The organism is Myxococcus sp. MH1 (assembly GCF_059738865.1).
This window is the reverse complement of sequence record NZ_AP026947.1, coordinates 29,087-52,853: the sequence shown is the minus strand read 5'-3', so window position 1 is coordinate 52,853 and position 23,767 is coordinate 29,087. Positions and strand designations below refer to the sequence as shown.

Sequence of the window (23,767 nt, the reverse complement as noted above, 5' to 3'; positions counted from 1 at the left end):
GGCCTCGCTCGCATCAGGGTTGGAGGACGACCTTCAGCGCACCCGCGGGAGCACCCTGGCGCCGCGCGTCCACGTCGCAGCCCACCAGCGCCAATCCCTCCCGGAAGCGCGTCAGCGGAAGCTGGTGCGACACCAATCGGCGCGCGGGGATGACGCCCGAGCCGATGAGGTGCAGCGCGGTGGCGAAGCTGCCGTCCAACGAATCGATGGAGCCCTGCACGGACAGGCTCCGGTCCGCGATGGCGCCCACGTCCACCGGCACCTCGTGACGCTTGAGCCCCACCAGCAACAGCTGTCCGCCGCGAGAGAGCTTCGGCAGCACGTCCCCCGCCATGCGGCCCGTCGTGTCCACCACCACGTCGAGCGGTGCCGCGTCCCTCGCGTAGCGCGCGCACACCTCGTCCAGTGACTCGGCCACCGCCCAGCGGCGGTCCACCACCTCGCGGCACAGCTCCCGCCGCCCCGGCGCGCGCTCCACCAACGTGCCCGTCAGCCCCAGGCTCGACAGCACCCACGCGTACAGCACGCCCATGGGTCCGCCCCCCAGCACCACCGCGCGCAGTGAGGGCCGCAGGCGCAGCTGGTTCGCGCCCGTGACGGCGCAGCTCAAGGGCTCGGTGAGGCTCGCCTCCTCGAAGCCCACGTGCGCGGGCAGCGTGTAGAGGAAGCGCTCCGTCGTCCTGTGCAGGGGCGCCATCGTCCCGTCCGCGCTGACGCCCGTCTCCGTCTCGCCCTTGCGCTCGCAGTGGTTCTGTCGACCCGAGCGACACAGCCGGCACTGGCCGCAGAAGAAGGTCGGGTCGATGACGACGCGGTCCCCCACCCGCACGTCGCGCACGGCGGGGCCCACGGCGACGACCTCACCCGAGGACTCGTGGCCCAGCACCACCCCGGGCTTCGCCGCGTACTCGCCGCCGATGATGCCCAGGTCCGTGCCGCAGATGCCGGTGGCGCGCACGCGCACCAGCACCTCGTCCCGCACCGGCGCCGCCGGCTCCGCGCGCTCCTGGAGCGACAGCTCCCAGGCCGCTGAATACACCAATGCCCGCATGTGACACGCCCCCTCGAGTCAGCCCACGTCCGCGAGCGCGCGGCCCAACCGCGCGACGATTTCTTCCAGGTCGTCCTGCGTCGCGATGAGCGGCGGACGCACCTTCACCACGTTGCCGAAGCTGTAGCGCGAGCCGCGCAGCACCAGCTGGTGGCGCTCCTGCGCCACGCGGATGAGCGCCAGCGTCTTCTCCACGTCCGGCGAGCCATCCTCCCGGACGATTTCCAGCCCCCACATGTACCCGAGCCCCCGCACGTCCCCGACGCACGGATGACGCGTGGCCAGGGTGTGCAAGAGTTCGCCCAGGATGATTCCGTTGCGACGCACGTTCGCCAGCAGGTGACCGGACGTCATCGCCTTCAGCGTGGCGGACGCCGCGGTGAGCGCCACCGGATTGCACCCCGAGGTGAAGGAGTGCTCGTGGCTCTCCAGCACGTCCAGCGCGCCCTCGAAGAGCACCGCCGCCACCGGCACGCCGATGCCGCCCAGCCCCTTGGCCAGCGTGACGATGTTCGGCTTGAAGCCCAGCGCCTCCGAGGCGAACAGGTGCCCGGTGCGCCCCATGCCCGTCTGCACCTCGTCCGCGATGAGGAGGATGCCCTTCTCCTCACACAGCTTGTTGAGTGCCTGGAAGTAGCCCGGCGGCGGCACCACGTTGCCGCCGTTGCCCAGCACCGGCTCCACCAGCATGCACGCCACCGAGCCGCTGCTCGCGTACTCCACGAAGTCGCTGATGCGCTCCACGCACAGCATCCCGCAGCCGGGGTACTTCGCCTTGTAGAAGCACCGGTAGCAGTACGGCGCCGGCACCTTCACCGAGTGCGGTGACACCGCCTCCGGGAAGCCCTTGCGCCGGAAGGCGTTGCCCGAAATCGCCGTGGTGAACTGTGTCTGCCCATGATGCGACAGGAACAGGCTCAGCACGTCTGTCTTTCCCGTGGCCTTCTGGGCCACCTGCACCGCGCACTCGTTGGCGGTGGAGCCGGTGATGTCGCGCATCCATCCGGCCGTGAGGTGACTCGGGGCATGCGCGAGGAGCTCCGAGAGCACCTGCTTCGCCTGCGCCGCCATCAGCGAGGAGCTGGCGTGCGCCATGCGGCGCAGCTGCTCGACGACGGCCTCCACCACCTCCGGGTGGTCATAGCCGAGCGGCACGTTGAAGGTGCCCGACGCCGCGTCGAGGAACGCCGTGCCGTCCTCCCGCACCAGCCGGATGCCGCGTCCCCGGACGAAGTCCTCCGCCCTCGAGACGCCCTCCGTCGCGACTTCGGACGCACCCTCTCGTACATCCGGGCCTTCCCCAGGAAGGACCTTCAGATTGAGACCGGACATGCGCGCTCCCCCGAACGGCATGAAACGTCCCCCCTTGGACGTTTCGAATCCCCGCTGCTGGTGTCTCAACGGGGGTCTTGAAAATCCGTCGGTGAGTCACCATTTCCCGGCGCTTTTCGCGCGGGCAGCTCGCAGGACGCGTCACCTCCGCGTGAAAACAAAGACAGGGGTTGGCCGCGCGCGCATGGGCGGCCAGGATGTCCGCCATGAAGACGGAGCACGTGGAGCAGACGCTGGAGCGCATCGCCCGCGAGCGGGAGGCCACGCCGGGCGGAGTGCTGGCCTTCGACGGAGACGGCACGCTGTGGAGCGGCGACGTCGGCGATGACCTGTTCATGAGCATGACGGGGCACGACGCCGTGCGCGAGGACGTGCGGCCCCGCCTCACGGCCGTCGCCACCCACTACGGCCTGGAGACCGAGGGCAGCCCCAGCACGCTGGCCCGCCGCGTGTTCTCCGCCTTCCAGGCCGGCCGCATTCCGGAGAAGGACATCTGCGAGATGGCCACCTGGGTGGCCGCGGGCTGGACGCTCGAGGCGCTGTCCGCCTTCGCTCGCGGCGTGGTGGAGTCACACGGCGTGGCCGAGCGCGTCCACCCCGAGGTTCACCGTGTCCTGGAGTGGGCACGAGCGCACGACGTGCCCTGTTACGTGGTGAGCGCCTCGCCGCTGGCCGTGGTGCAGGCCGCCGCGCGCGTCGTCGGCATCCCCCCCGAGCAGGTGGTGGCGAGCACGCCCCAGTCCCGCGACGGCGTGGTGTGGACGGACGTGGTGTCGCCCATCCCTTATGGCCCCGGCAAGGTGACGTGCCTCAGGGCCCGCACCCAGCGCCCCCTGTACGCGGCCTTCGGCGACAACGTGTTCGACCTGGAAATGCTCGGTGCGTCCCGGGTGCCGGTGGCGGTGCGTCCCAAGCCCCGGCTGATGGAGCGCGCGGCGAGCCTGCCCTTGCTGGTCCAATTGCACCCGGTGGCCAGTCGCTGACAGCGTCCGCTGGGGAACGCGGCCGGCGAGCTTTTGGGGGCGTCCGCCGCCGCGTCCGTGCTAACTCAGGCGCCCTCACTCACTTCTTCCAATCCGCCACGGAGAGACACAGTCATGCCGCTCATCGCCCTGCGTCCCCTGCTCGACTACGCCGCCGCCAACAACTTCGGGGTCGCCGCGCTCAACGTCAACAACATGGAGCAGATCCAGGCCATCATGGAGGCCGCGCGCGCCACCCAGAGCCCGGCCATCATCCAGGCGTCGCGCGGTGCGCGGAAGTACACCAACGACTTGTTCCTGCGGAACCTGATGCAGGCCGCGGTGGAGCTGTATCCGGAGATTCCGGTGGTCATGCACCAGGACCACGGCAACTCGCCGGAGACGTGCATCAGCGCCATCCGCATGGGCTTCACCAGCGTGATGATGGACGGCTCGCTCGAGGACGACGGCAAGACGCCGTCCAGCTACGAGTACAACGTGGCAGTCACGCGCGAAGTCGTGAACGTGGCGCACCGCTTCGGCGTGTCCGTGGAGGGTGAGCTGGGCGTGCTGGGCTCGCTGGAGCACGGCATGGGCGAGAAGGAGGACGGCCACGGCGCCGAGGGCAAGCTGACGCTGGACCAGCTGCTCACCGACCCGGACCAGGCGGTGGACTTCGTCAACCGCACGGGCATCGACGCGCTCGCCGTCGCGATGGGGACCAGCCACGGCGCCTACAAGTTCTCGCGCAAGCCCAGCGGTGACGTGCTCGCGATGAGCCGCATCGAGGAGATCCACAAGAAGATCCCCAACTGCCACCTGGTGATGCACGGCTCCAGCTCCGTGCCCAAGGAGCTGTGCGACATCATCAACGCCAACGGCGGGCGCATCAAGGAGACCTACGGCGTGCCGGTGGAGGAGATCCAGCGCGGCATCCGCGCGGGCGTGCGGAAGATCAACGTCGACACGGACAACCGCCTGGCCATCACCGGCGCCATCCGCAAGGCGTTCACCGCGAAGCCGGAGGAGTTCGACCCGCGCTACTACCTGACGCCCGCGCGCGCCGCGATGCAGGCCGTGTGCGAGGAGCGCATGAAGCAGTTCGGCCAGGCCGGCCACGCGAAGAAGGTGCCGCACGTCACGCTGGAGCAGATGGCGCGCGACTACGCGGCGGGCAAGTACGGCGACAACGCGCGCCCGGACACCGTCGTCGGCAAGAAGGCCAAGTAGTCACGGCCCTTCCGGGGGAGGAGCGCGCGGGACGGCGGCTCCCCCGGAGTGGTCCCTAAAGCAGGCGGCGCTCACTTCTCTCCCTGGAGCGCCGTCGCCAGGTTCTGCGTCTGGTTCTCCACCTGGTAGTCGGCCACCACCTTCTGGCCCTCCCGGGGCGTCTGCGTCAGGCGCAGCGCCTGCAGGTCCAGCGGGATGACGGCGCCCTGCTGGTCCTCCTGGATGTAGAGGACGTCGTTGCCCAGCTCCACCACCTCGCCCGAGATCTGCTTCGTGCGCTTGGGGTCCGGCAGCGTGTCCACCTTGGGCCCCTGGACGATGGGCACCTGGCCCTGCGTGGGCGTGACGTCCACGCCAATCATGCCGCCCAGGTTGAGGGGCGGCAGGACGGAGGCCCGCGTGGTGGTTCTGTCGAACTCAATCTGGCTCTGCTGGTACTCTCGCGAGTCATGGTTGGGTATCTCCGCGGCGCCCACGGCGGGCACCAGCAGCGCGCCCATGGCGGGTACCGCCAGGGCCCAACTCTTCCAGCGACTCCACCTCGTTCGTGTCATGACGCATGCTCCGGCTCGGGGGTCCTCGACCCGTTTGCCTGAAGCTAGGTCACGCCCCGGCGCTCACGCCTGGAGGGTGCCCCGGCCACCTCCCGGAAGGACAGGCCGACGCTGTGGCCCGAGTGTTCAGCCGGCGAACACCCGCGCCCCATGCCGGTGGGAACAGGCTAGGGTGCACCCGCAAGGCCCGGCGGGCGCCCTTCCGGACGGAAGACGCGCCGGGGCGCCATACCGCAGAGGCCTCACGTGAACGGTCGGACCAACGAGCACCGCATCGCCCTCTTTCTCGACTTCGAGAACCTCGTCACCAATACAGGCATCAGCGCCTCCAACTTCGACCTCCAGCCCTCGCTCGACCGACTGCTGGAGAAGGGCAAGGTGGTCTTCCGCCGCGCCTACTGTGACTGGTCGCGCTTCAGCGACGCGAAGATTGGGCTGCACCGGTTCGGCGTGGAGCTCATCGACGTGCCGCCCTCCACGCGCGCGGGGAAGAACGGCGCGGACATGCGCCTGGTCATCGACGCGCTGGAGCTGTGCTACGCGCGCGAGAGCATCGACACGTTCGTCATCGCCTCCGGCGACAGTGATTTCTGCCCGCTGGCGTACAAGCTGCGCGAGAACGGCCGCACCGTCATCGGGCTGGCGGTGAAGGAGTCCACCTCCCCCCTGTTCGTCAACGCGTGTGACGAGTTCATCTACCTGCGCACCCGTCAGCGCTCGGAGAAGGGTGAGAAGGGCCGTCACGGTGGAGCGTCCGAGGAGGCGGGGCACGGCAAGCGCGGCCGCCATGGGCGCGATGCCGGGGGCAAGGGCGGCAAGGCGGAGGCCGACAAGCAGGCGCCGTCGGGCAACAAGGGCCACGCCAAGTCGGACGTGCCGCAGATTGCCCGCGAGGTGGTGCAGAACCTGCTGGCCCGCGCGACAGGTCCGGTCAACCCCTCGCTCATCAAGGAGACCATCGTCCGCAAGGAGCCGGACTTCGACGAGAGCGAGTACGGCTTCGCCACCTTCGCCAAGCTGCTCGCCGCGCTGGAGCAGGAGGGCGTGCTGCGCCGCATCCAGCAGGGCCGCCAGTGGTACGTGGTCGGCGCCGACGCGGACCTGGGCCACACTGGCGACACCAAGGAGCCCAAGGAGTCCAAGGGCAAGAAGCACGGCAAGGGCCGCGTCGAGGAGGTCGAGGAGGAGCTGGAGTCCTATCCCGACCCGGACGAGGACGACGGGCTGTAACACCGTGGCGCAGTGGGGCCGCTCAGCGGCTCCACGCCCCCAGGTCGTCGCATGAAACGGGGGGGTTCGACCTGGACCCCAGGAATCTCCAGAAGTTACGGCGAAGTCACCGCCGTCATCCGTGACGCCTTCCGCTACGAATCCGCCGTTTTTGTGACGGCCCACGCTACAGCGCTTCCGGTGTTGGCCCGGAAGACGTCGTTGGCACGTCCACTGCTCTGTGCGGGCTCGCCGGGTTTTCAAATCCCCCACCGGCCCTCACCGCGGAGCATTCCAACATGTCACAGGGTCATTTCCGCCGACGCCTCACCCAGGCGTTGGTGCTGATGGGCGTCTGCAGCGCGCCCTCGGCGTTCGCCGTCGTCCAAGGCTCGGAGGGCGTGCGCAGCCACGACGCCCGCGTCGCCCACAACCAGGGCCTGCGCCAGGGCCTCAGCGCGAAGCAGCAGGACAAGGCGGCCCAGCTCCGCAAGAGCGTGCCCGAGCTGCGCGTGGAGCACGACGCCACCACGGGCCTGGTGCGCTCGCTGGTCAACCCCGTGGGCGCGCTCACCTCCCCCCTCAAGGGTGACGCGCTCGCCGTCGGCCTCACCTTCGTCCAGAACCAGTACGAGCTGCTCGGCCTGGAGCTCAAGGACCTGGCCAGCCTGGAGGTCACCGACCGCGTCTACTCGCGGCAGACGGGTATCACCCACCTCTACCTGCGCCAGACGCACGAGGGCCTGCCTCTCTACAACGGCCAGCTGCAGATCAACGTCGACAGCCAGGGCCGCGTGCTCAGCGTGCACAGCGACTTCCTGCCGTCGCTCGCCCGGAGCGTCGCCAGCATCCAGCCCCGCCTGGGCGCCGCCGCCGCCGTCAGCGGCGCCGCGCGTCACCTCGGCCTGAAGCTGGCCACCGCGCCCCGCGCGCTGGAGAAGCAGGACGGCCCCCGTCAGCGCACCCGCGTGGAGCAGTCCGGCCTGTCCACCGAGCCCATCGACGCCGAGCTCGCGCTGCTGCCCATCCGCCCTGGTGACGCCCGCCTGGTGTGGAACTTCCAGGTCCACACGCCCGACAGCAAGCACGTCTACGACCTGACCGTGGACGCCAACACCGGCGAGGTGTGGACGCGCTTCGACTGGACGGCGTCGGACGCGTACTCCGTCTACCGGCGCCCGGTGGAGAGCCCCATCCACAACACGCCGCTGCCGCCCATGGACGGCCGGCTGAGCCTGCTCAACCCCGCCAACCTCATCGCGTCACCCTACGGCTGGCACGACACCAACGGCATCCCGGGGGCCGAGTACACCCTCCACCGCGGCAACAACGTCCACGCCTACGACGACTCGGCCAACGCCGACGTGCCGCCCCTCTTGCAGCCCGACTGCGGCCCCGGCCTCACCTGCAGCTTCCTGCTGGACCTGACGCAGGACCCGTCGACGTACAAGCCGGCGGCCATCACCAACCTGTTCTACTGGAACAACATCATCCACGACATCCAGTACCAGTACGGGTTCGACGAGGCGGCCGGCAACTTCCAGCACAACACCTACGGCAACGGGGGCCTGGGCAACGACTCCGTGCGCGCCGAGGCGCAGGACGGCTACGGCCTCAACAACGCCTACTTCACGTCTCCGCCGGACGGGCAGCGCCCGCGCATGGAGATGTTCGTCTGGAACCAGACCTTCCCCCGCCGCGACGGTGATTTGGACAGCGGCATCATCGTGCACGAGTACGGGCACGGCATCTCCAACCGGCAGGTGGGTGGCCCCAGCAACGCCAACTGCCTGCAGAACAACCAGCAGCCGGGCGAGGGCATCAGCGACTTCCTGGCGCTGATGTACACCGCGCGCCCCACGGACACCGGGCCGCAGGGCCGCGGCATGGGCACCTACGCCATGGGCCAGCCCACCACGGGCCTGGGCATCCGCACCAAGCGCTACAGCACCAACCAGACGGTGAACAACTGGACCTACGCCAGCATCAACGGCATGGCCGTGCCGCATGGCGTGGGCTCCGTCTTCGCGCAGGCGATGTGGGAGGCCTACTGGTCGCTGGTGGACCGCTGGGGCTTCAGCACCAACCTGTACAACGCCGCGGGCGGCGCCGGTAACCAGCGCATGATGCTGTACTTCAACGAGGGCCTGAAGAACACGCCCTGCGGCCCCACCTTCACCCAGGTGCGCGACGGCATCATCACGGCCGCGACGGCGCTGAACAACGGCGAGGACGTGTGCCGGCTGTGGACGGCCTTCGCCGACTTCGGCCTGGGCGTGGACGCCAACTCGGTGGGCCCTGCCAGCACCGCACCCGTCAACGGCTTCAACGTGCCGGCCGCGTGCAAGACGGACGTGTGGGGCAAGGACAAGCCGTGGGACACGGGCGCCGAGCCGGACGCCGCCACCGCGGCCAACGGCATGTGGGAGAGCGAGGACATCTGGGTGCGCACCACGGCGACGCCCGGTCCGCACGAGAACCCGGAGGCCGGCCAGCCGAACTTCGTGCACGTGAAGGTGCGCAACCGCAGCACGGTGGACGCGCACAACGTGATGGTGAAGGTGTACGGCACCGCCGCGGCCACCAGCACCTCGTGGCCCAACCTCTGGGTGGAGATTGGCGAGGCCAAGGTGGTGCACCTGCCGGCCGGCGCGGATGACGAGGTGGTGGTGCAGTGGAACCCGGCCGCCGCGGGCCACTACTGCCTGCTGGCGCGCCTGGTGACGCGGCAGGACCCGATGACGCACCCGGAGCTGGGCAACCCCGACCACAACACCCGCCAGAACAACAACATCATCTGGCGCAACACCAACGTGGTGAACCTCATCCCGTTCGGCTTCTCCGAGGCCACGTTCATCCTGCGCAACACGCTGACGGAAGGCCGCCTGTTCAACCTGCGCTTCCAGGACCGCACCGTGCAGGCCAAGCGCCCGCTGCTCGAGCGCGGCGGAATCGTGGTGGACCTGGGCCGCGAGCTGATGGAGCACCTGAAGGCGCAGGGCGGCGAAATCGAGGGCCTGGAGCAGGTGGGCGAGACGCGCTTCGAAGTCACGGACCCGACCAAGGCCCGCATCGCCATCCGGCTGGAGCCCGAGCAGGAGTTCCCCGTGGGCCTCCAGTTCCGGGACCGCGAGTGGAAGGAAGGAAAGCAGACCGACGACTTCGTCCAGTACGAGTTCGCGGCCGTGCTCGAGGACCCGAAGCACGAGGAGGCCAAGACGCAGGACATCGGCGGCGTGACGTACTACGTGCGCATGTCCGTGCAGTAGGCCCTTGTCGGCCTCGTGTGAGGCCGACCTGAAGCACACACAGGGCCGGGTGGAGCCATCTCGGGCCACCCGGCCTTCGTCGTCTCAGGCGACGCGGGGCGTGGTGGCCTCGCACAGGTGCTCGAGGAACTCGGGCAGGAGCGCGGAGGAGATGATCCACAGCTTGCCCTCGCCCAAATCCGCCAGGGCGGCGCGCTCGACGTACTCCACGCACGCCGACTCCACGTAGTGCACGAAGACGCGGCGGCCGCGCGGGCGGTACCACTCCGCGGCGTGCGCCAGCAGCGCGAGCAGGGCCCGCTGCGTCTCCGGCTGCGCGTCGTCGGTGAGCGTCACCAGCCGCACGCCGTCCAGCACGTTGAAGAGGTTGAGGCCCGGCTGCGCGGACTCCATCACCGCGAAGGCCACGGCCTTGCCGTCCACGCGGGCCACGCGCAGCTCGCGCTCGCGGCCCAGGCCCGCCTCGCCCCACTTGGTGCGCGCGCGCGACAGCTCGAATCGCTCGGGCACCAGGTCCAGCGCCTCGCGGTACGCCACGGGGCGGGTGCGCTCGACCTCCTGGAAGAACCGGGCCTGCTCGGCCTCGGTGGGCACGGCGACGTCCACGTCCTCGGGGTGGTCCCAGTCGCGCTCCACCTCCGCCTCCATCAGGCGGAAGGGCGTGAGGCTGGCCTGCCCGGTGTGCTCGTACCAGCTGGCGAAGTCGAACTTGGTGAAGCGCACCCAGCGCACGTTCGCCTCGCAGTAGGCGATGAACCACTTCACGTCGGGGTCCACCTGGGTGGGCTCGTAGCCGCGCAGGTAGATGTCGCGCAGCGCCTCGCGCGCGGAGCTGCGCTGACCGGGCACCGCCTGACGCGCCAGCTGGTGCGCCATCCACGTGCCCTCGTACGGCTTCACCACGGACAGCGTGGCCTCCAGCGACTCACCCGCCGGACGCACCACGCGGTAGCCCAGGCGCGTGCGGCCCTCCAGCCGCTCCTGCGTGGCGTCGAACCAGGGGCGCTCCTCGGTGAAGTCCTCGGGCGACTTGCCCGGCAGCCCGAAGTAGCCCGAGCCCTGGAAGAGCTTCCACGTGGCGTCGCCCCAGTCACCCTCCACGCGGGTGGACGGATGCATCTGCGCCTCCACCAGCGCGCGCCACGCGCGGGCGCCCTCGGCGTCCAGCGGCCGCACGGACATGCCGCACCGACGGCCCGCCGCGGTGCCGGAGATGTTGCGCACCTCCGCGCGCAGCCGCACCGGCGCCATGCCCTCCATGGCCACCTCCAGCACCGGCTGGCGCAGCCCGGGATAGAGCAGGTCCTCGCCCGGCTCCGTCATGAAGGCCAGGCCCTCGTAGGACAAATCCAACACCGGCCGGCGCACGTGCACCTGGGGCCACAGCGGGTGGTCGAAGGACAGCGTGCACGGGCTGCTCGGCGGGGCGCGGCGCAGCCAGCGGTGGCGGTAGCGCACCACCTCCGTGGGCACGGACATCATCACCCAGCCGGCCTCCTCGCGCGCGTCGTGGATCTCCAGGTGGACGACGCTGCTGTAGCCGAAGGCCTCCAGCACGAAGGGCCCTTGCGGCAGCGGCCCCTCGAAGCGCCAGCCCATGCGGCCGTTGTGCGCGTCGAAGTGGACGGCGGTGACACAGACCTTCTGGCCCTGTGGCGTGCGGGCGACTCCGCGCGCCTGGCGTCCCACCAGCGCCTCGCAGATGCGCAGCACGCGCTCCTTGCGGTCGATGCGCTCCTTCCACACGGGCCGCGTCTCGGGCGGCAACAGCAGGCCGTTGTCGCGCAGCGCCTCCAGCACCGTGACGATGCGCCGGCCCGCGTCGAGCGGCGGCGACACGAAGCGCAGGCTCACCTCCGGCTTGCCGCCGCGCACCTCCGTCACCTCCGCGGCCAGCGACGTGGCCCAGCGCTCACCCTGGCCCAGCACCACCGACGCGGCCTGTCCGGGGCTCGGCAAGGACCTGGAGTCCAGGTGCAATGTCAGGTGCTCGAGCGAGAGCTGCACCAGGCGGCCCGGCGCGTCACCGTCGCCGAACGAGGCGACCGCGGTCAGCTCCGTCCCCACCCGGTAGCCGAGCACCGACTCCCGGCCGCGCGTCCCGTCCCGTGTGTCCGCCTGCATGCCAGCTCCGTTGTGAGAAGGGAGTCGATTGTACGACTTCGCGCGAAAGGAAGCAGTCCCCCGGTACGGATACCACCTGGGTGAACCGGGGTTCATATAGCCTGCCCACTCCTGCGGGGCGGGGAACTTGTTCGACAGTACAGGCGTGGCGGAACCACATCCGGCGCGCCAACCCCCTGGGATTCAGGGACAAGTCGCCTCGCGGAAGCCAGACACACCCACCGCTTCGCCGTCGGGTCCGCTTTCACCCATCCCGGCACGTATCGAGTCTTGTCCGCCCACGAGGGCAGGCTCCCCGTCGCCTCCTCGACATCGGCGCCGGGGTCGCGGATCCCCGAGGGGCTCGGATGAACCGTGCGGCACAGGGCGCTTCCCGGGCTCGATGGACACTGTTTCGTCGCCCGCCTGAACAGGTTCTCGACCCGGTCCGGTGTGGGCCCGGGTCCGCGCATGGCTCCCTCGGAGGAGGGGGACGTACCTGGCCACCCTGGAGGTAGCACCCCGACCCACGGGCAGGCGTGCGGGGGCACCTTCCGCGCCTCGTCGAGATGGAACGACGTGCCCGGACGCGTTAGGGGGAGACGATGCCCCTGTCCACCCTCTGCCTCCGTTGCGGCATGTGCTGTGACGGGAGCCTCTTCACCCACGTCTCGCTCCAGCCCGACGAGGCCACCGCGCTTGAGCGGCGCGGGGTCCCGCTCGCGCGCCGTGAGGACGGCACCCAGGCGCTCGCCCAGCACTGCGGCGCCCTGGAGGGCCGGACCTGCGCCGTGTACGCGGACCGGCCCGCCAGCTGCCGCCGGTACCACTGCCAGCTCTTCGCCGCGCTCGCCGAGAAGGAGGTCTCCCTGGAGGAGGCGCTCGGCGTGGTCGACCAGGCCCATGCGCTGAGGGCGACCCTGGAGCGCGAGCTGCCGGAGGGCACGACGCCGGACGCGCCCCGCTCGGTGATGCAGCGGGCGCGGCGCGCGGCCCAGGCCCACCCGGCGCGGCCCCTGTCCCAGCGCGCGCAGGATGCCTACGCGAGCACGGAGGCCTTCCTCGACAAGCACTTCCGGGGACGCTTCGGCCGGCGCGGGTGAGTCCGCTCCAGCGCGCGTGGACGTGAGCTGGAATCCCTTCAACGCTGCCCGCTTCAACAAGCGCGGGTGAATCCGCTCCGGCGCGCGTGGGTGTGACACCGGCGCATGGAGCCCTTCGGGAAGGACGGGCGAGGCTACGATGCGCGCCGCGCGGCACCTTCACCCGACGCCCAGGTCCTCACGAGGTCATCTCCATCATGAAGACGTCGCTCCTCCCCACCATCGCCCTGTCGTCCTTCGCGCTGCTGCACGCCCCGCTCGCGCTCGCGGGGGACGAACCGCTGGTGAAGGCCGCGTCCGTCGACCTGAACGGCGACGGGAAGCCGGAGGACATCTCGCTGGAGACCCAGGAGGGCCCCAAGGGGTTCGGCTACGTGCTCAAGGTCGGCGCCGCCACCGTCAACGTCCGCTCGGACGCGGAGGTGCACGGCTTCGTCATCATCGACATCGACAGCGGGGACCCGCGCAAGGAGGTCGCCGTGCACACCGGCATGACGGACCACGACAGCGCCAGCACGCTCTACGCGTTCGATGGCAAGGCGCTCAAGTCGCTGGGCTCGGTGCGCTCGCCCATCGAGGCGAAGGGCAACAACATCATCCTCTCCAGCACGTGGCAGTCGTTCTGGACGCGCGTCGACAAGTACGTGCTCGACGCGAAGGCCGGCAAGCTCGACCACGTGCCCCAGGAGTTCTACTTCGTGGGGCAGGAGGCCAAGGTGCGCGAGTCCTTCCCCATCTTCCAGCAGCGCACGACGTCGAAGCCCGTCGCCCAGCTGGCCACGGGCTCCACCATCCAGGTGCTGCTCGCCGTGCCCGTCACCGTGCCCAGCGGAGTGAAGGGCAACCAGAAGGTCAAGGCCCACGCCTTCCTGGTGAAGTCCTCCACGGGCCTCGTCGGCTGGGTGAGCGAGAGCGTCCTCTCGTCCAAGACAGAGGGGCTCCCGTTCGCCGGCTGAGGCGCCCCCCGTGTCTAACCGACGAGCGCCAGCTCCACGCGTCCGAGCTGCTCGTCGGTGGAGGCCACCTTCACCGTCACCGGCATGCCCACGGTGAAGGCGCGCTCCTTGCCCACCAGCGACAGCTCGCGCGCGTCCGGACGGAACGGGCCGCCGGGCAGTCCCTCCGCGGGGAGCGTCCCCTCCGCGAGCATGCCGTCGAGCTGCGCCACCAGGCCGAAGGGCTTCACGCGGACGATGCGCGCGGAGAACTCCTTGCCCACGTGGCCCGCCAGCCACCGCGCCTCCAGCACATGGTGCCGGTCCGTCTCCGCGCGGTTGGCCGAGCGCGCCCGCATGTTGATGTGCGCGGCGAGCGACTCCACCGTCGGGTCCTCGTCCAGGTAGTCGCGGCGCCCGTGCAGGTAGCCCTTCAGCGTGCGGTGCACCGCCAGGTCCGCGTACCGACGGATGGGCGAGGTGAAGTGCAGGTACAGGGGCGCCGCGAGGCCGAAGTGCGGCCCCGGCTTCACGGTGTAGCGCGACGGGCCCAGCGAGCGGCGCAGCACCGAGCGCAGCGCCGGCTCCGCGGCGGCGCCCACAATCTGCCGGTCGAACGCGGCCAGCGCGAGCGGCGTCAGCTCCCGTCCGAAGCCCGCGGCGAAGCCCGAGTGCTCCGCGAACGCGTTGAGGTCCGCGACCCGCTCCGGGTCCGGCTGCTCGTGCACGCGGAAGACACCGGGCAGGCCGCGCGCCAGCATCCACGTGGCGATGGCCTCGTTCGCCGCGACCATGAAGCGCTCAATCATCCCGTGCGCGGACGTGGGGCGCTCGGAGACGAGGCCGGAGACCGCGCCGGTGGACGCGTCGAAGGTGAACCGCGCTTCATCTCGCGCGAACTCCATGCCGCCGCGCGCGCCACGGGCCACGGCCAGTCGCGCCGAGGCCAGGCGGAACCACGGCATGACCTCGCGCACCGGCTCCATGGGCGGAGACACCTCGCCCCGGTCGAGGAAGGCGCCCACCTCGTCGTAGTTGAGCCGCGCCCAGGAGCGGATGACGCTCTCGTACACGTCCGCCGCCGTCACCCGGCCCTGCGGGTCGATGCGCAGCTCCACCGTGAGGCAGTGCCGCTCCTGTCCCGGCACCAGGCTCAGCCAGTCCGAAGACAGTGACTCGGGCAGCATCGGCAGCACGCGGCCCGCCATGTACACGCTGGTGGCGCGCTCACGGGCCTCCGCGTCGAGCACGGTGCCCTCCTTCACGCGCTCGGCCACGTCGGCGATGGAGACCAGCAGGCGCAGCGCGCCGTCGGGTCCTGCGGGCAGCACGGAGATGGCGTCGTCGATGTCCCGCGTGGACGGCGCGTCCACGGTGACGGTGGGCACGTCGCGCAAATCACGTCGGGAGCCCACGGCGTGGGGCACCTCGCGCGCGAGCCGCGCGTCCTCCAGGGCCTGCGGGGAGAAGTCCTTGCTCAGGCCATGGCGCGCGATGATGCGCTCGAGCGAGCGGTCCTCGCCGGCCTCGACCTTGTAGAGCAGCACGACCTTGCCGTCGGCGATGGAGGCGACCACCGCGTCGCCGTGCTGCACGCGGGTGGCGCCGGCGTCGAGCACCCAGTCCGCGTTGCCCACCTCGCGGTCGATGCGCAGGAACAGGGCGCCCTTGCGCGAGACGACCTCGCCATAGACGCGGGTGCGGGGGCGCTCCACCAGCGACAGGTGGCTCGCCGTCCAGCGGCCGTCCGCGGCGGCCGTCACGGTGCCGGTGACGATGTCGCCGGCGAAGAGCGGGTTGAGGTCCGGGGGCGGGATGAAGGCGGACAGCACCTCGTGCGAGCCCGGGGCCTGCACGGTGAGGAAGCCGAAGCCTCGCGGGTGGACATCGATGCGGCCGGTGACGGTGCGGGGAGAAACAGGAGTATCCATGGAACCTTGGAGCGCGTCTTAGCCCAGGTCCCAGCGGGGACGGGCGACACGGACGCGCGGAATGTGAAGTGGGAAGGAGGGCGCTGTCCGGAGGCCGGCTCACGAGGGGAGCCCGGGCTCGCTGGGAACAGCGCGCGAAACACGATGAGAACGGTGGCCCGGACGCGGGGCGCCCCGTTCTCCTGACGCCCTAGTCCTCGGGCTCGTCGCGCATCGCCCGGCGCTGCTCGACCGAACCGAACAGCGTCTCCACGAACTGCTTCGTGGAGAGCCCCGGTGGCAGGCCGGGCACGGGAAGGTCGTTGGAGTCGACCTCCTTGCCTCCCTCCAGGACCCGGTACGTGGCCCCCGCCCAGGCGAACAGGGTGACGTGACCCTCCGCCTGACGCTTCACCTGGAGCTCTCCCTCCTCCGGCCCCTCACAGGCGATGTCGAGCCGGCCGCCAGGCTGCACGGTGTACGGCATCCCCCAGGGCTCCATGACGAGTTCCACGGGTGTGTCCCGCGTGTTCTCGAAGTCGAACCACACCGTCTTCATCGCCATGCCCCACCCTCCTCAGCCAGCGCGAATCGCCCCTCGGTTTTCACACAGCCGCTCGCGCCAACACCACCCGCGCCGCATGGACACACATCACGGCACACCCTGGAAGTCTTCACGGTGGGTGCGTCCCGCGAGCGGCGCGGAGTAGGGTCGCTCCTTCGCGGTGGCGAGGGGGCCTCCGCGTCCTTCCTGACGACGGACGAAGAATGAAGACCGAGCTTGGAATCCATCTGGGCATGTCCGCGCGCACGGCCCGGAGGAACATGGGACTGACGCAGGCAGTGGTGGCCGAGCGGCTCGGCGTGGCCCGCGAGGTGTACGCGCGCCTGGAGCGCGGCCACATGCTCCCCAGCCTCCACACCCTCAAGGGCCTGTGCACCGTGCTGCGCGTGCCGCCCCATCAGCTGCTCGCCCTGGACGCGAGCATCGAGACACCCCCGGGTCGCAAGCGCCCTCCACCCACCCCGCGCGTCGAGTCCACCGCCCTGGTGGACCTCCGCAAGACGCTGCGCGGCCTGTCCCGCTCGGATTTGCGCCTGCTCAACGCCCTCGCCGCCACCCTTCCCGCAAGCCCTCCCCGCAGGCACGCCGCACCTGAACCCGACATCAAGAATTCGTTGAAGTCGGCGTGATGTCGATATTCGTGGACTTTTCTTCGACCGCGACTTTCGCGTCCGTCCGGGTGCCGGTGTAGATTCGGCGCCTTCCGATGAGTGGGACGACGCTGCCGCTCGCGCCGGATGCCTCCAGGGGCCGGTCGCTGGGCAAGTACGAGGTGCTCAGCCGCCTGTCCACGGGCGGGATGGCGGAGATCTTCCTCGCGTCGCAGCGTGGGCTCGCGGGCTTCCGCAAGCTGGTGGTGCTCAAGCAGATCCTGCCGGACATCCGGGGCGAGGAAGAGTTCATCCGGATGTTCCTGGACGAGGCCAAGGTCACGGCCGCGTTCAACCATCCGCACATCGCCCAGGTCTTCGACCTGGACATCGCCGAGGGCGAGCTGTTCCTGGCGATGGAGTTCGTGCCCGGGGCCACGCTGGTGGAGGTGGCGCGCGCGTGCCGGCAGGCCAACCACCCCATCCCCATGGGCTTCAGCCTGATGGCGGTGCGCGACACGGCCGTCGCGCTGCACTACGCGCACACCTTCACGGACCCGCTCGGCCACCCCTCGCCCGTCATCCACCGGGACGTGGCCGAGAAGAACATCATGGTGACGTACGAGGGCGTCACCAAGCTGTTGGACTTCGGCATCGCCAAGAGCCTGGCGCGCGCCAGCCGCACCGCGGTGGGCATGGTGAAGGGCACCAGCGGCTACATGTCGCCCGAGCAGATCATGGGCGACCCGCTGGACGCGCGCAGCGACCTGTTCAGCCTGGGCGTGGTGCTGCACGAGCTGCTCACCGGCATGCGGCTGTTCTACGCCAAGCAGGCCGAGGCGATGATGAACGCGGTGTTGAAGTGCGAGGTGACGCCGCCCTCTCGCGCCAACAAGCAGATACCGCCGGAGCTGGACGCCATCGTCCTGCGCGCGCTGTCGAGGCGGCGCGAGGACCGCTACGCCTCCACGCTGGAGTTCGCCCGCGCCCTGGAGCGCGCGGTGGGCCCGCTCATCTGGCACCCCGAGCAGAGCAGCGAGGTGATGCGCCGCCTCTTCGCCGACCGGCGCGAGCAGACCCGTCAGCTCCTCATCGCCGGCCCCGCCTCGGGCGACGTCACCGGCGAGACGAACGTCGCGCAGATGCTGGCCATGGGCGGCAGTCCCCCCACCGCGCCCGACGTCCCCGAGCCTCCCACCGTCAACACAACCTCCGGCCCCCCGGACTCGGCGCCGATGCCGCGTCGGGCCTCGGGGACGATTCCCACGGTGAAGTCGTCCGGCCCGCAGTCCAGCGCCCAGCCCACGCCGCGCCGGGCCACCACGACGGCGCTCCCCACGACGCCTCCACCGCCGCCGCCCCCGGACCCGGAGCCTCCTCGCAAGGCCGTGCTCCGGGCGCCGCCCCAGAAGAAGCTGGGCAGCCGGGGCGCCGGTCACGAGCCCTCGCGTCCGCCGCCGCCCTCGGAGACGCTGCCCTCGCGGCCTCCCGACGATGAGACGCACACGGCCCGCACCCAGCCGGGGCGCCCCGCGCTGACGTCTCCCGGGCCCGCGCGCACGCCTCCTCCTCCGCCGGCCGCGCTGACGACCTCGGGCCCCACGCGCTCCGCCGCGCCGTCCCCCGGGCCCGCGCGCACGCCGCCTCCTCCGCCCTCGCGCCCCTCGGCAGGGGACGACACCACGCTGCGCAACGACTCACGTCCCCGCTCCGGCCGGACGATGGAGGCCCCGCGCGCCCAGGTGCCCGCTCCGATGCCGCCCGCCCGGAACGAGGAGACCGCCATGGTCCGCGTGGCCTCGCTCTCCTCCTCCGACTCGGGCCCGTCCCGCCGCGCCCCGGCTCCTCGTCGCAGGACCCAGGCCCAGCTGCCCGCGTCCTTACAGACGCCGGACCCGAACCTGGAGGCCACCACCAAGCCCGCGCGCTCCTCCCAGGAGAACCGGCGGACCCCCCCACTCGCGGAGGCCGAGGACAACGACTCCCATGTCCACACGCTGAACGGCGTCTCCGCGGCGCGCTCCCGGGTCGGCCTCAAGGTCCTGGCCACGGTGCTGGTGCTGCTCGCGGTGGGGACCGCCGTGGTGGGACTGGGGCTCGACGGTGGAGTCGTCTCCAACCGGGTACGGCCCCTCCTGGGGCTCGCGCCCCGCGTGACGCCGCTGCCTCCGGAGCAGGTGAAGAAGCCCGCGCCCGCTCCCAAGGCAGAGAGCGCTCCCACCCAGGGTGCCCTCGCCGGCAGGCCCGTGGAGCCACCGCCCGAACCGGTGGGGCCCCCCGCTTCCGCGCCGGAAGAGGCCGCGCCGGAGGCTCCCGCCGAGACGGAGGTCGCGGACACCGCCACCCCTGTGAGTGAGGAGAAGTCCTCGCCGCGCGCCAAGGCGCCGCGCACCCCCAACAAGCGCGCCCAGCCCCGGGACTCCGCTCCCCCGGCCACCAGCGAGCCGGGCTTCCTCACGCTGAGCACCGAGCCCCAGGCCCAGGTGTTCCTGGGCGGGCAGTTGCTGGGGGAGACGCCGCTGTTCAAGGTGAACGTGCCCTCGGGCAAGCACACCCTGAAGCTGGTGGACGAGGAAGGCAGGGCACTCAAGCTGACGGTCGAAATCAAGCCCGGCGACACCACCTCCATGAGGGTGCCGCTCGAGATGTTGTCCCGTCAGTAGCAATCGTTCCCGGCATGGTGCGTAGCCCGGCATGACGGAGCCCCTGCCGGGCTCCACGGCCCTTTGGGAGCACGCCATGAAGACCGCCCGGATGTCCCTGCTCGTCCCCCTGATGATGTTCGCCGGAGCCGCCTGGGCCGGGGACGCGCAGACGCGGGACGTCCCCGACTTCCACAGCATCGAGGTGGGCCACGGCATCAAGGCCGAGCTCAAGGTGGGCCCCAAGTCCGTGCGCGTCGAGGGCCCCGCGGACCTGCTGTCCCGCCTGGAGCTCGAGGTGGAGGACGGCGAGCTCGCCACGAAGGTGGAGCGCAAGGGCCTCCGCGACGCGTTCAACGGCGGCAAGGTTCGCCTCTTCATCACCGTGCCGCGGCTGGAGGAGGTCTCCGTCAGCGGCGGCGGCTCGGCGCAGGGTGAGGTGGCCACCTCGGAGGACTTCTCCATCGAGGCCAGCGGCGGCGCCACCATCGACCTGCGGGGCATCGACACGCGCAAGCTGGACCTGGAGGCCAGCGGCGGGGGCACCGTCCAGCTGGAGGGGCGCGCGAAGCAGCTGGACATCGAGGCCAGCGGCGGGGCGGTGGTCAAGGCGATGAAGCTCGCGGGCCTGAAGGATTTGGAGGTGGAGGCCAGCGGCGGCGCGCAGGTGGAGGCGGACCCGTCAGAGAGCCTTGAGGTCCAGGCCAGCGGCGGCACCACCGTGAAGTGCGTCTCCCGTCCCGACCGCACCCAGGTCCAGGCCAGCGGCGGCAGCCGCGTCCTCTACGCGAAGGACTGAGGCACGGCGGGCCTTGCGCCCGCGCGAAGCGCGGCGTCTTCCACCTGGGTAGGGAAGGACACTCCCACCTGGGAAGAGGGCCACCTTGCTCCGACGGGGCGGGGCCGATTGGAATGCGGCCTCCCCCACCCCCGGAGAAGCCGCGCCATGACGGACCCGATTCCTCCACCTTCCTCGCAGGGCACCTCGGGACGCAGAGCCGCGGTGTGGAGTGGCGTGGGGCTGGCGGTGGCGCTGGCCGCGGGAGGCGCGCTCTATGTCCGGAGCGCCCGCGCGCCGAGCCCCGCGCATGACGAACACGGGCCGCATGACGGGCATGCGCACCCGGAGCTCCCCGCGCCCAAGGGCCCGCGCGCCGTGAAGTACACCGCGTCGCCGGAGGTCCTCCGCCACACGGACCGGGCCGCGCGCTTCGCCGCCAGTGGTGACTCGAAGAAGGCCCGCGAGTCGCTCGGCGAGGCGACGATGCTCGCCCCGAGCTTCGCGCCCGCGCTGCTGGTGCACGTGTGCCTGGCGCTGCAGGAGGGCAATGACCCGGAAGCCGCCGAGGTCCTGGAGCGCCTGAAGGCCGAGGCCCCTGGGAGCCCCGAGGTGGCGCTGCTGGAGGCGCTGCGTGAGCGACGGCGCGCGCCCGACGCCGGCACCTGGCAGCAGGCCTTCCGCGACGCGTGGGACAAGCTGGGCCGTCCCGACTTCCGGCAGAGCGAGCTGTTGCCGGGAGCCACGCCCCTGCCGCCGGACCCGGCCCTGGCGGACTGGGAGAAGGCCGCGTGGGCGCGCGCCACGTCCGACGACACCCGGCTGAGGCTGGCGCTGGCCACGCGCAAGCTGGAGCCGGAGCAGGCCCTGTTCCTCTTGAACCAGGTGCCCCGGCTGGAGGACCCGGACCTCTACGTGGCGGTGCGGGACGCGCTGCGCGGCGAGGCGCTGCCGGAGTCCGAGTACGAGCGGGCGCGGACCGTCTTCCGCGAGAAGCTGGAGGCGCTGGTCCGGGCGCACCCGCGCTCGATGCAGCTCCAGCTGCTGCTGCTGCTGGGTGACACGGAGTCCGGCAGCGAGCTGACGGCGGCGGAGATCGACGCGCTGGAGAAGCTGTCCACGCTGCCGGCCTGGCGGGAGACGTCCTTCCACGACGGCTACGTGCGCTCGCGCGAGCTGCTGCGCGAGGTGGGGGTGCCGGACGCCAGCGCGGCGGCGATGGCGGTGTCCAAGCGCGTGCTGGGCGAGCGGGGCACGTGGATCCTGCGCACGCGCAACGTGGGCACGCGGGGCTCGCTGTCACCCGAGGGGCTCAAGCGCCTGGGTCGCATCACCCGGGACATCGGCGCCAGCCTGGTGCGGCAGCCCACGTTGGTGGAGCGGATGGCGGGCTTCCAGCTGGTGCGCGGCGGGGCGCAGGACATGGGGGACGAGGCGGGCCGGGCGCTGACGCTGAAGCAAATCGAGGCGCTGGAGCAGACCCTGAAGACGTTCAACCAGACGGCGCTGGAGCGCTGGCCGGTGGCGGCGTTGACGGAGGAGCTGCTGATGGAAATCACCCGCGACGAGGTGACCTGGCTGGAGGCCTTCGTGGCGAAGGCGCCCGCGGGCACGGCGAAGGCGCGGCCGTAGGCAGGGACGAGGTGACTCGGGCCCCAGGGAAATCTCTTCCCCCCGGGGCCCGAGCAGACCCCCCACACTGCAACGGAGCCGCCGCACGCCGGACCTCCAAGGTCGTCCGGGCAACCGCACTCCTTCCACACCAGCGCCGGAACCCAGGGGGGCATTTCCGGTCAGGCCTCGCGTGGGCAAGGTGGAACACGTCCACGTCTTTCAACGCAACGATGGGGCGAAGAATATCGGGTACGCGCGGCATGTCCACCCGCAGGGTCGGTGACGCGGGGGGTGTCGTGTCAGGACGGGCGCTGAACGGGCCCTCGTTCACCATCCGTCCGGGAAAATCGCGCGGAAACCCCAGGTCGGCGATTGACAGCGGACCCGGACCCTCTCTGGCGACGCGGGTCGCGGACCGCCGACACCTGAAGCACCGTTCATGACGCGCCGGCACGGAGCCCGGGTGAAGGCCGCCCACACCCGGAAGCGTTGTGGAGAAGTTGGGGATGACAACGCCCGTTGTCGGCGCTGTCCACGCTGTTGACGGACCTTCGCTTTGAATCCTCTGAATCCCTGACGTTTCCGAGGTTTGCGAGGGCGGGTGGCCCTGGCCACGGCGTTGCACCGGGGCGTGGGCATGCACGTCGCCTTCTACCTGCTGCTCGTCATCGGATGGTTGGGAGCCTTCGACGTCGTCTACTTCCACCACTGGCGCGGCCGGCTGCACGAGCGCGCCGAGTGCCAGCGGGAGGTCTTCTGGCACACGGCGCGGCACCTCATCTACGCGCTGCAGTTCCTCTGGGTGCCGCACGTGCGCTTCCAGGGGTGGGCGCTGGGGGCGCTGGTCGTGCTGTACGCGGCGGACGTCGGGGTCGCCTTCGCGGACGTCTGGGAGGAGAAGGACAGCCGCGCGCCGCAGGGGGGCCTGCCCCGGGGGGAGTACTTCGCGCACGTGGTGTTGAGCGTGCTGGTGGGGCTGTACCTCATGGCCACGTTCCAGGCGGTGTGGGGGGACCGGCTGCTGCCCACGGGGGTGCGGTGGGAGCCTGCCGACGTGCCGGTGGCGCTGCGCGCGCTGATGACGGTGATGGGGGTGACGGCGCTCATCACCTTCACCCGGGACGCGGGCCGGTGGTGGGCGATGCGTCGAGCCACGGGGGTGCCAACGCGTCGACCTGCGCTCCAAAGGATTGTCGCGGAGGTGCTCATCCCCGCGCCGGTGGAGGTGGTGTGGGAGCGGACGCAGGAGCCGGCGCTGCATGTGGCCTGGGACGTGCGCTTCACCTCCATCCGGTATCTGCCGGAGCAGGACGCGCGGGGGTTCCACTGGATGGACTACCGGACGCACCTGGGCTTCGGGCTCGAAATCGTGGGGTGGGGGCGCTACCTGGCGAACACGCCGAACGTGCGCTCGACGTTCGAGTTCGGCTCGGAGGACTGGCGCAGCCCCATCCTGCGGGGGCGCGGGGTGTGGCTGTACGAGCGCCGTCCCGAGGGGACGTTCTTCAAGACGGTGTTCGACTACCAGACGCGGCATGGGGTGCTGGGCGAGGTGCTCGATGCGGTGCTCTTCCGTCCCATCATGCGGCTGGGGACGGAGTGGGGATTCGAGACGCTGCGGCGGTGGTGCGCGGGAGATGAACAGGCCACGAAGCGAGGGCGTTCGCGGTGGCGGTTCGCGCTGTTCGTGCTCGCGCGGACGCTGGGCAGGCAGCCTGCGCCGGACGCGGCGCGGAGCTGGCTGGGTGGGGGGGCGCGTGGCACGGCGCCGGCTCCGGGGGCGCGGCTCGTGGAGGTGTCGCCGTGAGCGTGGGAGCCAGGACGTTCGAGGCGCGGGTGGCGAGTCTGGCGCGTCACGCCGACGCCCATGAGCCGATGAGAGAGGGGGCGCTCCGGGCAGCGGCGGCTCTCGCGGAGGCA

Annotated in this window: 17 protein-coding genes; 11 read left to right on the top strand and 6 right to left on the bottom strand. The window is 71.0% G+C overall.

Annotated features, from left to right (window positions below; all coding sequences use genetic code 11):
- Positions 1 to 13: 13 nt before the first annotated feature.
- Together AC6JA9_RS00195 and AC6JA9_RS00190 are read right to left on the bottom strand one after the other, a co-directional pair.
- On the bottom strand, positions 14 to 1,051 hold the full coding sequence (locus AC6JA9_RS00195; RefSeq protein WP_408888544.1) for a zinc-dependent alcohol dehydrogenase: 1,038 nt from the start codon (positions 1,049 to 1,051) through the stop codon (positions 14 to 16).
- Positions 1,052 to 1,069: 18 nt separating this feature from the next.
- A complete protein-coding gene (locus AC6JA9_RS00190) occupies positions 1,070 to 2,383 on the bottom strand; it encodes an aspartate aminotransferase family protein (protein WP_223749474.1) in 1,314 nt (437 codons plus the stop codon).
- Between the two features lie 206 nt (positions 2,384 to 2,589).
- Here AC6JA9_RS00190 and AC6JA9_RS00185 point away from each other — a divergent pair, with 206 nt between their 5' ends.
- The gene (locus AC6JA9_RS00185; RefSeq protein WP_497958897.1) at positions 2,590 to 3,366 is read left to right on the top strand and encodes an HAD family hydrolase; all 777 of its coding nucleotides are present in this window, start codon (positions 2,590 to 2,592) and stop codon (positions 3,364 to 3,366) included.
- Between the two features lie 114 nt (positions 3,367 to 3,480).
- Positions 3,481 to 4,575, top strand: a complete 1,095-nt coding sequence (gene fba / locus AC6JA9_RS00180; RefSeq protein ID WP_141326145.1) for a class II fructose-bisphosphate aldolase — start codon at positions 3,481 to 3,483, stop codon at positions 4,573 to 4,575.
- Between the two features lie 71 nt (positions 4,576 to 4,646).
- On the opposite strand, the gene AC6JA9_RS00175 is transcribed toward fba, so the two are convergent.
- A complete protein-coding gene (locus tag AC6JA9_RS00175) occupies positions 4,647 to 5,129 on the bottom strand; it encodes a hypothetical protein (RefSeq protein ID WP_223749477.1) in 483 nt (160 codons plus the stop codon).
- 246 nt (positions 5,130 to 5,375) lie between these two features.
- On the opposite strand from AC6JA9_RS00175, the gene AC6JA9_RS00170 reads away from it, so the two are divergent.
- Positions 5,376 to 6,359 carry an NYN domain-containing protein gene (locus AC6JA9_RS00170; RefSeq protein WP_223784221.1) on the top strand — a complete coding sequence of 328 codons (984 nt, stop codon included), beginning with the start codon at positions 5,376 to 5,378 and terminating at the stop codon, positions 6,357 to 6,359.
- Between the two features lie 278 nt (positions 6,360 to 6,637).
- Positions 6,638 to 9,607: a M36 family metallopeptidase gene (locus AC6JA9_RS00165; RefSeq protein ID WP_497958896.1), complete on the top strand. Its 2,970-nt coding sequence runs from the start codon at positions 6,638 to 6,640 to the stop codon at positions 9,605 to 9,607.
- Between the two features lie 84 nt (positions 9,608 to 9,691).
- Here AC6JA9_RS00165 and AC6JA9_RS00160 read toward each other — a convergent pair whose 3' ends face one another.
- Complete coding sequence (locus AC6JA9_RS00160) at positions 9,692 to 11,731, bottom strand: PilZ domain-containing protein (RefSeq protein ID WP_141326148.1); 2,040 nt, start codon at positions 11,729 to 11,731, stop codon at positions 9,692 to 9,694.
- Between the two features lie 584 nt (positions 11,732 to 12,315).
- Between AC6JA9_RS00160 and AC6JA9_RS00155 the strand changes: the two genes are divergently transcribed.
- Entirely contained in the window at positions 12,316 to 12,813 is a 498-nt protein-coding gene (locus AC6JA9_RS00155) for a YkgJ family cysteine cluster protein (protein ID WP_223784220.1), read from the top strand.
- Positions 12,814 to 13,010: 197 nt separating this feature from the next.
- Positions 13,011 to 13,769 carry a hypothetical protein gene (locus tag AC6JA9_RS00150; protein ID WP_497958895.1) on the top strand — a complete coding sequence of 253 codons (759 nt, stop codon included), beginning with the start codon at positions 13,011 to 13,013 and terminating at the stop codon, positions 13,767 to 13,769.
- A gap of 14 nt (positions 13,770 to 13,783) precedes the next feature.
- Here AC6JA9_RS00150 and AC6JA9_RS00145 read toward each other — a convergent pair whose 3' ends face one another.
- Together AC6JA9_RS00145 and AC6JA9_RS00140 are read right to left on the bottom strand one after the other, a co-directional pair.
- On the bottom strand, positions 13,784 to 15,679 hold the full coding sequence (locus AC6JA9_RS00145) for a ribonuclease R family protein (RefSeq protein ID WP_497958894.1): 1,896 nt from the start codon (positions 15,677 to 15,679) through the stop codon (positions 13,784 to 13,786).
- Positions 15,680 to 15,869: 190 nt separating this feature from the next.
- A complete protein-coding gene (locus AC6JA9_RS00140) occupies positions 15,870 to 16,223 on the bottom strand; it encodes a hypothetical protein (RefSeq protein ID WP_223749484.1) in 354 nt (117 codons plus the stop codon).
- A 203-nt stretch (positions 16,224 to 16,426) separates the two neighbouring features.
- On the opposite strand from AC6JA9_RS00140, the gene AC6JA9_RS00135 reads away from it, so the two are divergent.
- The 5 genes from AC6JA9_RS00135 (at position 16,427) to AC6JA9_RS00115 (ending at position 23,654) form a co-directional block, all read left to right on the top strand.
- Positions 16,427 to 16,852, top strand: a complete 426-nt coding sequence (locus AC6JA9_RS00135; protein ID WP_223749485.1) for a helix-turn-helix domain-containing protein — start codon at positions 16,427 to 16,429, stop codon at positions 16,850 to 16,852.
- A 77-nt stretch (positions 16,853 to 16,929) separates the two neighbouring features.
- Complete coding sequence (locus AC6JA9_RS00130) at positions 16,930 to 19,476, top strand: protein kinase domain-containing protein (RefSeq protein WP_497958893.1); 2,547 nt, start codon at positions 16,930 to 16,932, stop codon at positions 19,474 to 19,476.
- Between the two features lie 76 nt (positions 19,477 to 19,552).
- On the top strand, positions 19,553 to 20,254 hold the full coding sequence (locus AC6JA9_RS00125) for a head GIN domain-containing protein (protein ID WP_223749486.1): 702 nt from the start codon (positions 19,553 to 19,555) through the stop codon (positions 20,252 to 20,254).
- A 147-nt stretch (positions 20,255 to 20,401) separates the two neighbouring features.
- Positions 20,402 to 21,865 carry a tetratricopeptide repeat protein gene (locus AC6JA9_RS00120; RefSeq protein WP_497958892.1) on the top strand — a complete coding sequence of 488 codons (1,464 nt, stop codon included), beginning with the start codon at positions 20,402 to 20,404 and terminating at the stop codon, positions 21,863 to 21,865.
- 583 nt (positions 21,866 to 22,448) lie between these two features.
- The gene (locus AC6JA9_RS00115) at positions 22,449 to 23,654 is read left to right on the top strand and encodes an SRPBCC family protein (RefSeq protein WP_497958891.1); all 1,206 of its coding nucleotides are present in this window, start codon (positions 22,449 to 22,451) and stop codon (positions 23,652 to 23,654) included.
- Positions 23,655 to 23,767 lie beyond the last annotated feature (113 nt).

Bases quoted from the DNA above. Each gene is read 5' to 3' on its own strand.
- AC6JA9_RS00150 (WP_497958895.1), top strand. From the start codon at position 13,011: ATGAAGACGTCGCTCCTCCCCACCATCGCCCTGTCGTCCTTCGCGCTG.
- AC6JA9_RS00185 (WP_497958897.1), top strand. From the start codon at position 2,590: ATGAAGACGGAGCACGTGGAGCAGACGCTGGAGCGCATCGCCCGCGAG.
- fba (WP_141326145.1), top strand. From the start codon at position 3,481: ATGCCGCTCATCGCCCTGCGTCCCCTGCTCGACTACGCCGCCGCCAAC.
- AC6JA9_RS00135 (WP_223749485.1), top strand. From the start codon at position 16,427: ATGAAGACCGAGCTTGGAATCCATCTGGGCATGTCCGCGCGCACGGCC.
- AC6JA9_RS00130 (WP_497958893.1), top strand. From the start codon at position 16,930: ATGAGTGGGACGACGCTGCCGCTCGCGCCGGATGCCTCCAGGGGCCGG.
- AC6JA9_RS00125 (WP_223749486.1), top strand. From the start codon at position 19,553: ATGAAGACCGCCCGGATGTCCCTGCTCGTCCCCCTGATGATGTTCGCC.
- AC6JA9_RS00175 (WP_223749477.1), bottom strand. From the start codon at position 5,129: ATGACACGAACGAGGTGGAGTCGCTGGAAGAGTTGGGCCCTGGCGGTA.
- AC6JA9_RS00120 (WP_497958892.1), top strand. From the start codon at position 20,402: ATGACGGACCCGATTCCTCCACCTTCCTCGCAGGGCACCTCGGGACGC.
- AC6JA9_RS00190 (WP_223749474.1), bottom strand. From the start codon at position 2,383: ATGTCCGGTCTCAATCTGAAGGTCCTTCCTGGGGAAGGCCCGGATGTA.
- AC6JA9_RS00155 (WP_223784220.1), top strand. From the start codon at position 12,316: ATGCCCCTGTCCACCCTCTGCCTCCGTTGCGGCATGTGCTGTGACGGG.
- AC6JA9_RS00145 (WP_497958894.1), bottom strand. From the start codon at position 15,679: ATGGATACTCCTGTTTCTCCCCGCACCGTCACCGGCCGCATCGATGTC.
- AC6JA9_RS00160 (WP_141326148.1), bottom strand. From the start codon at position 11,731: ATGCAGGCGGACACACGGGACGGGACGCGCGGCCGGGAGTCGGTGCTC.
- AC6JA9_RS00165 (WP_497958896.1), top strand. From the start codon at position 6,638: ATGTCACAGGGTCATTTCCGCCGACGCCTCACCCAGGCGTTGGTGCTG.
- AC6JA9_RS00140 (WP_223749484.1), bottom strand. From the start codon at position 16,223: ATGGCGATGAAGACGGTGTGGTTCGACTTCGAGAACACGCGGGACACA.
- AC6JA9_RS00195 (WP_408888544.1), bottom strand. From the start codon at position 1,051: ATGCGGGCATTGGTGTATTCAGCGGCCTGGGAGCTGTCGCTCCAGGAG.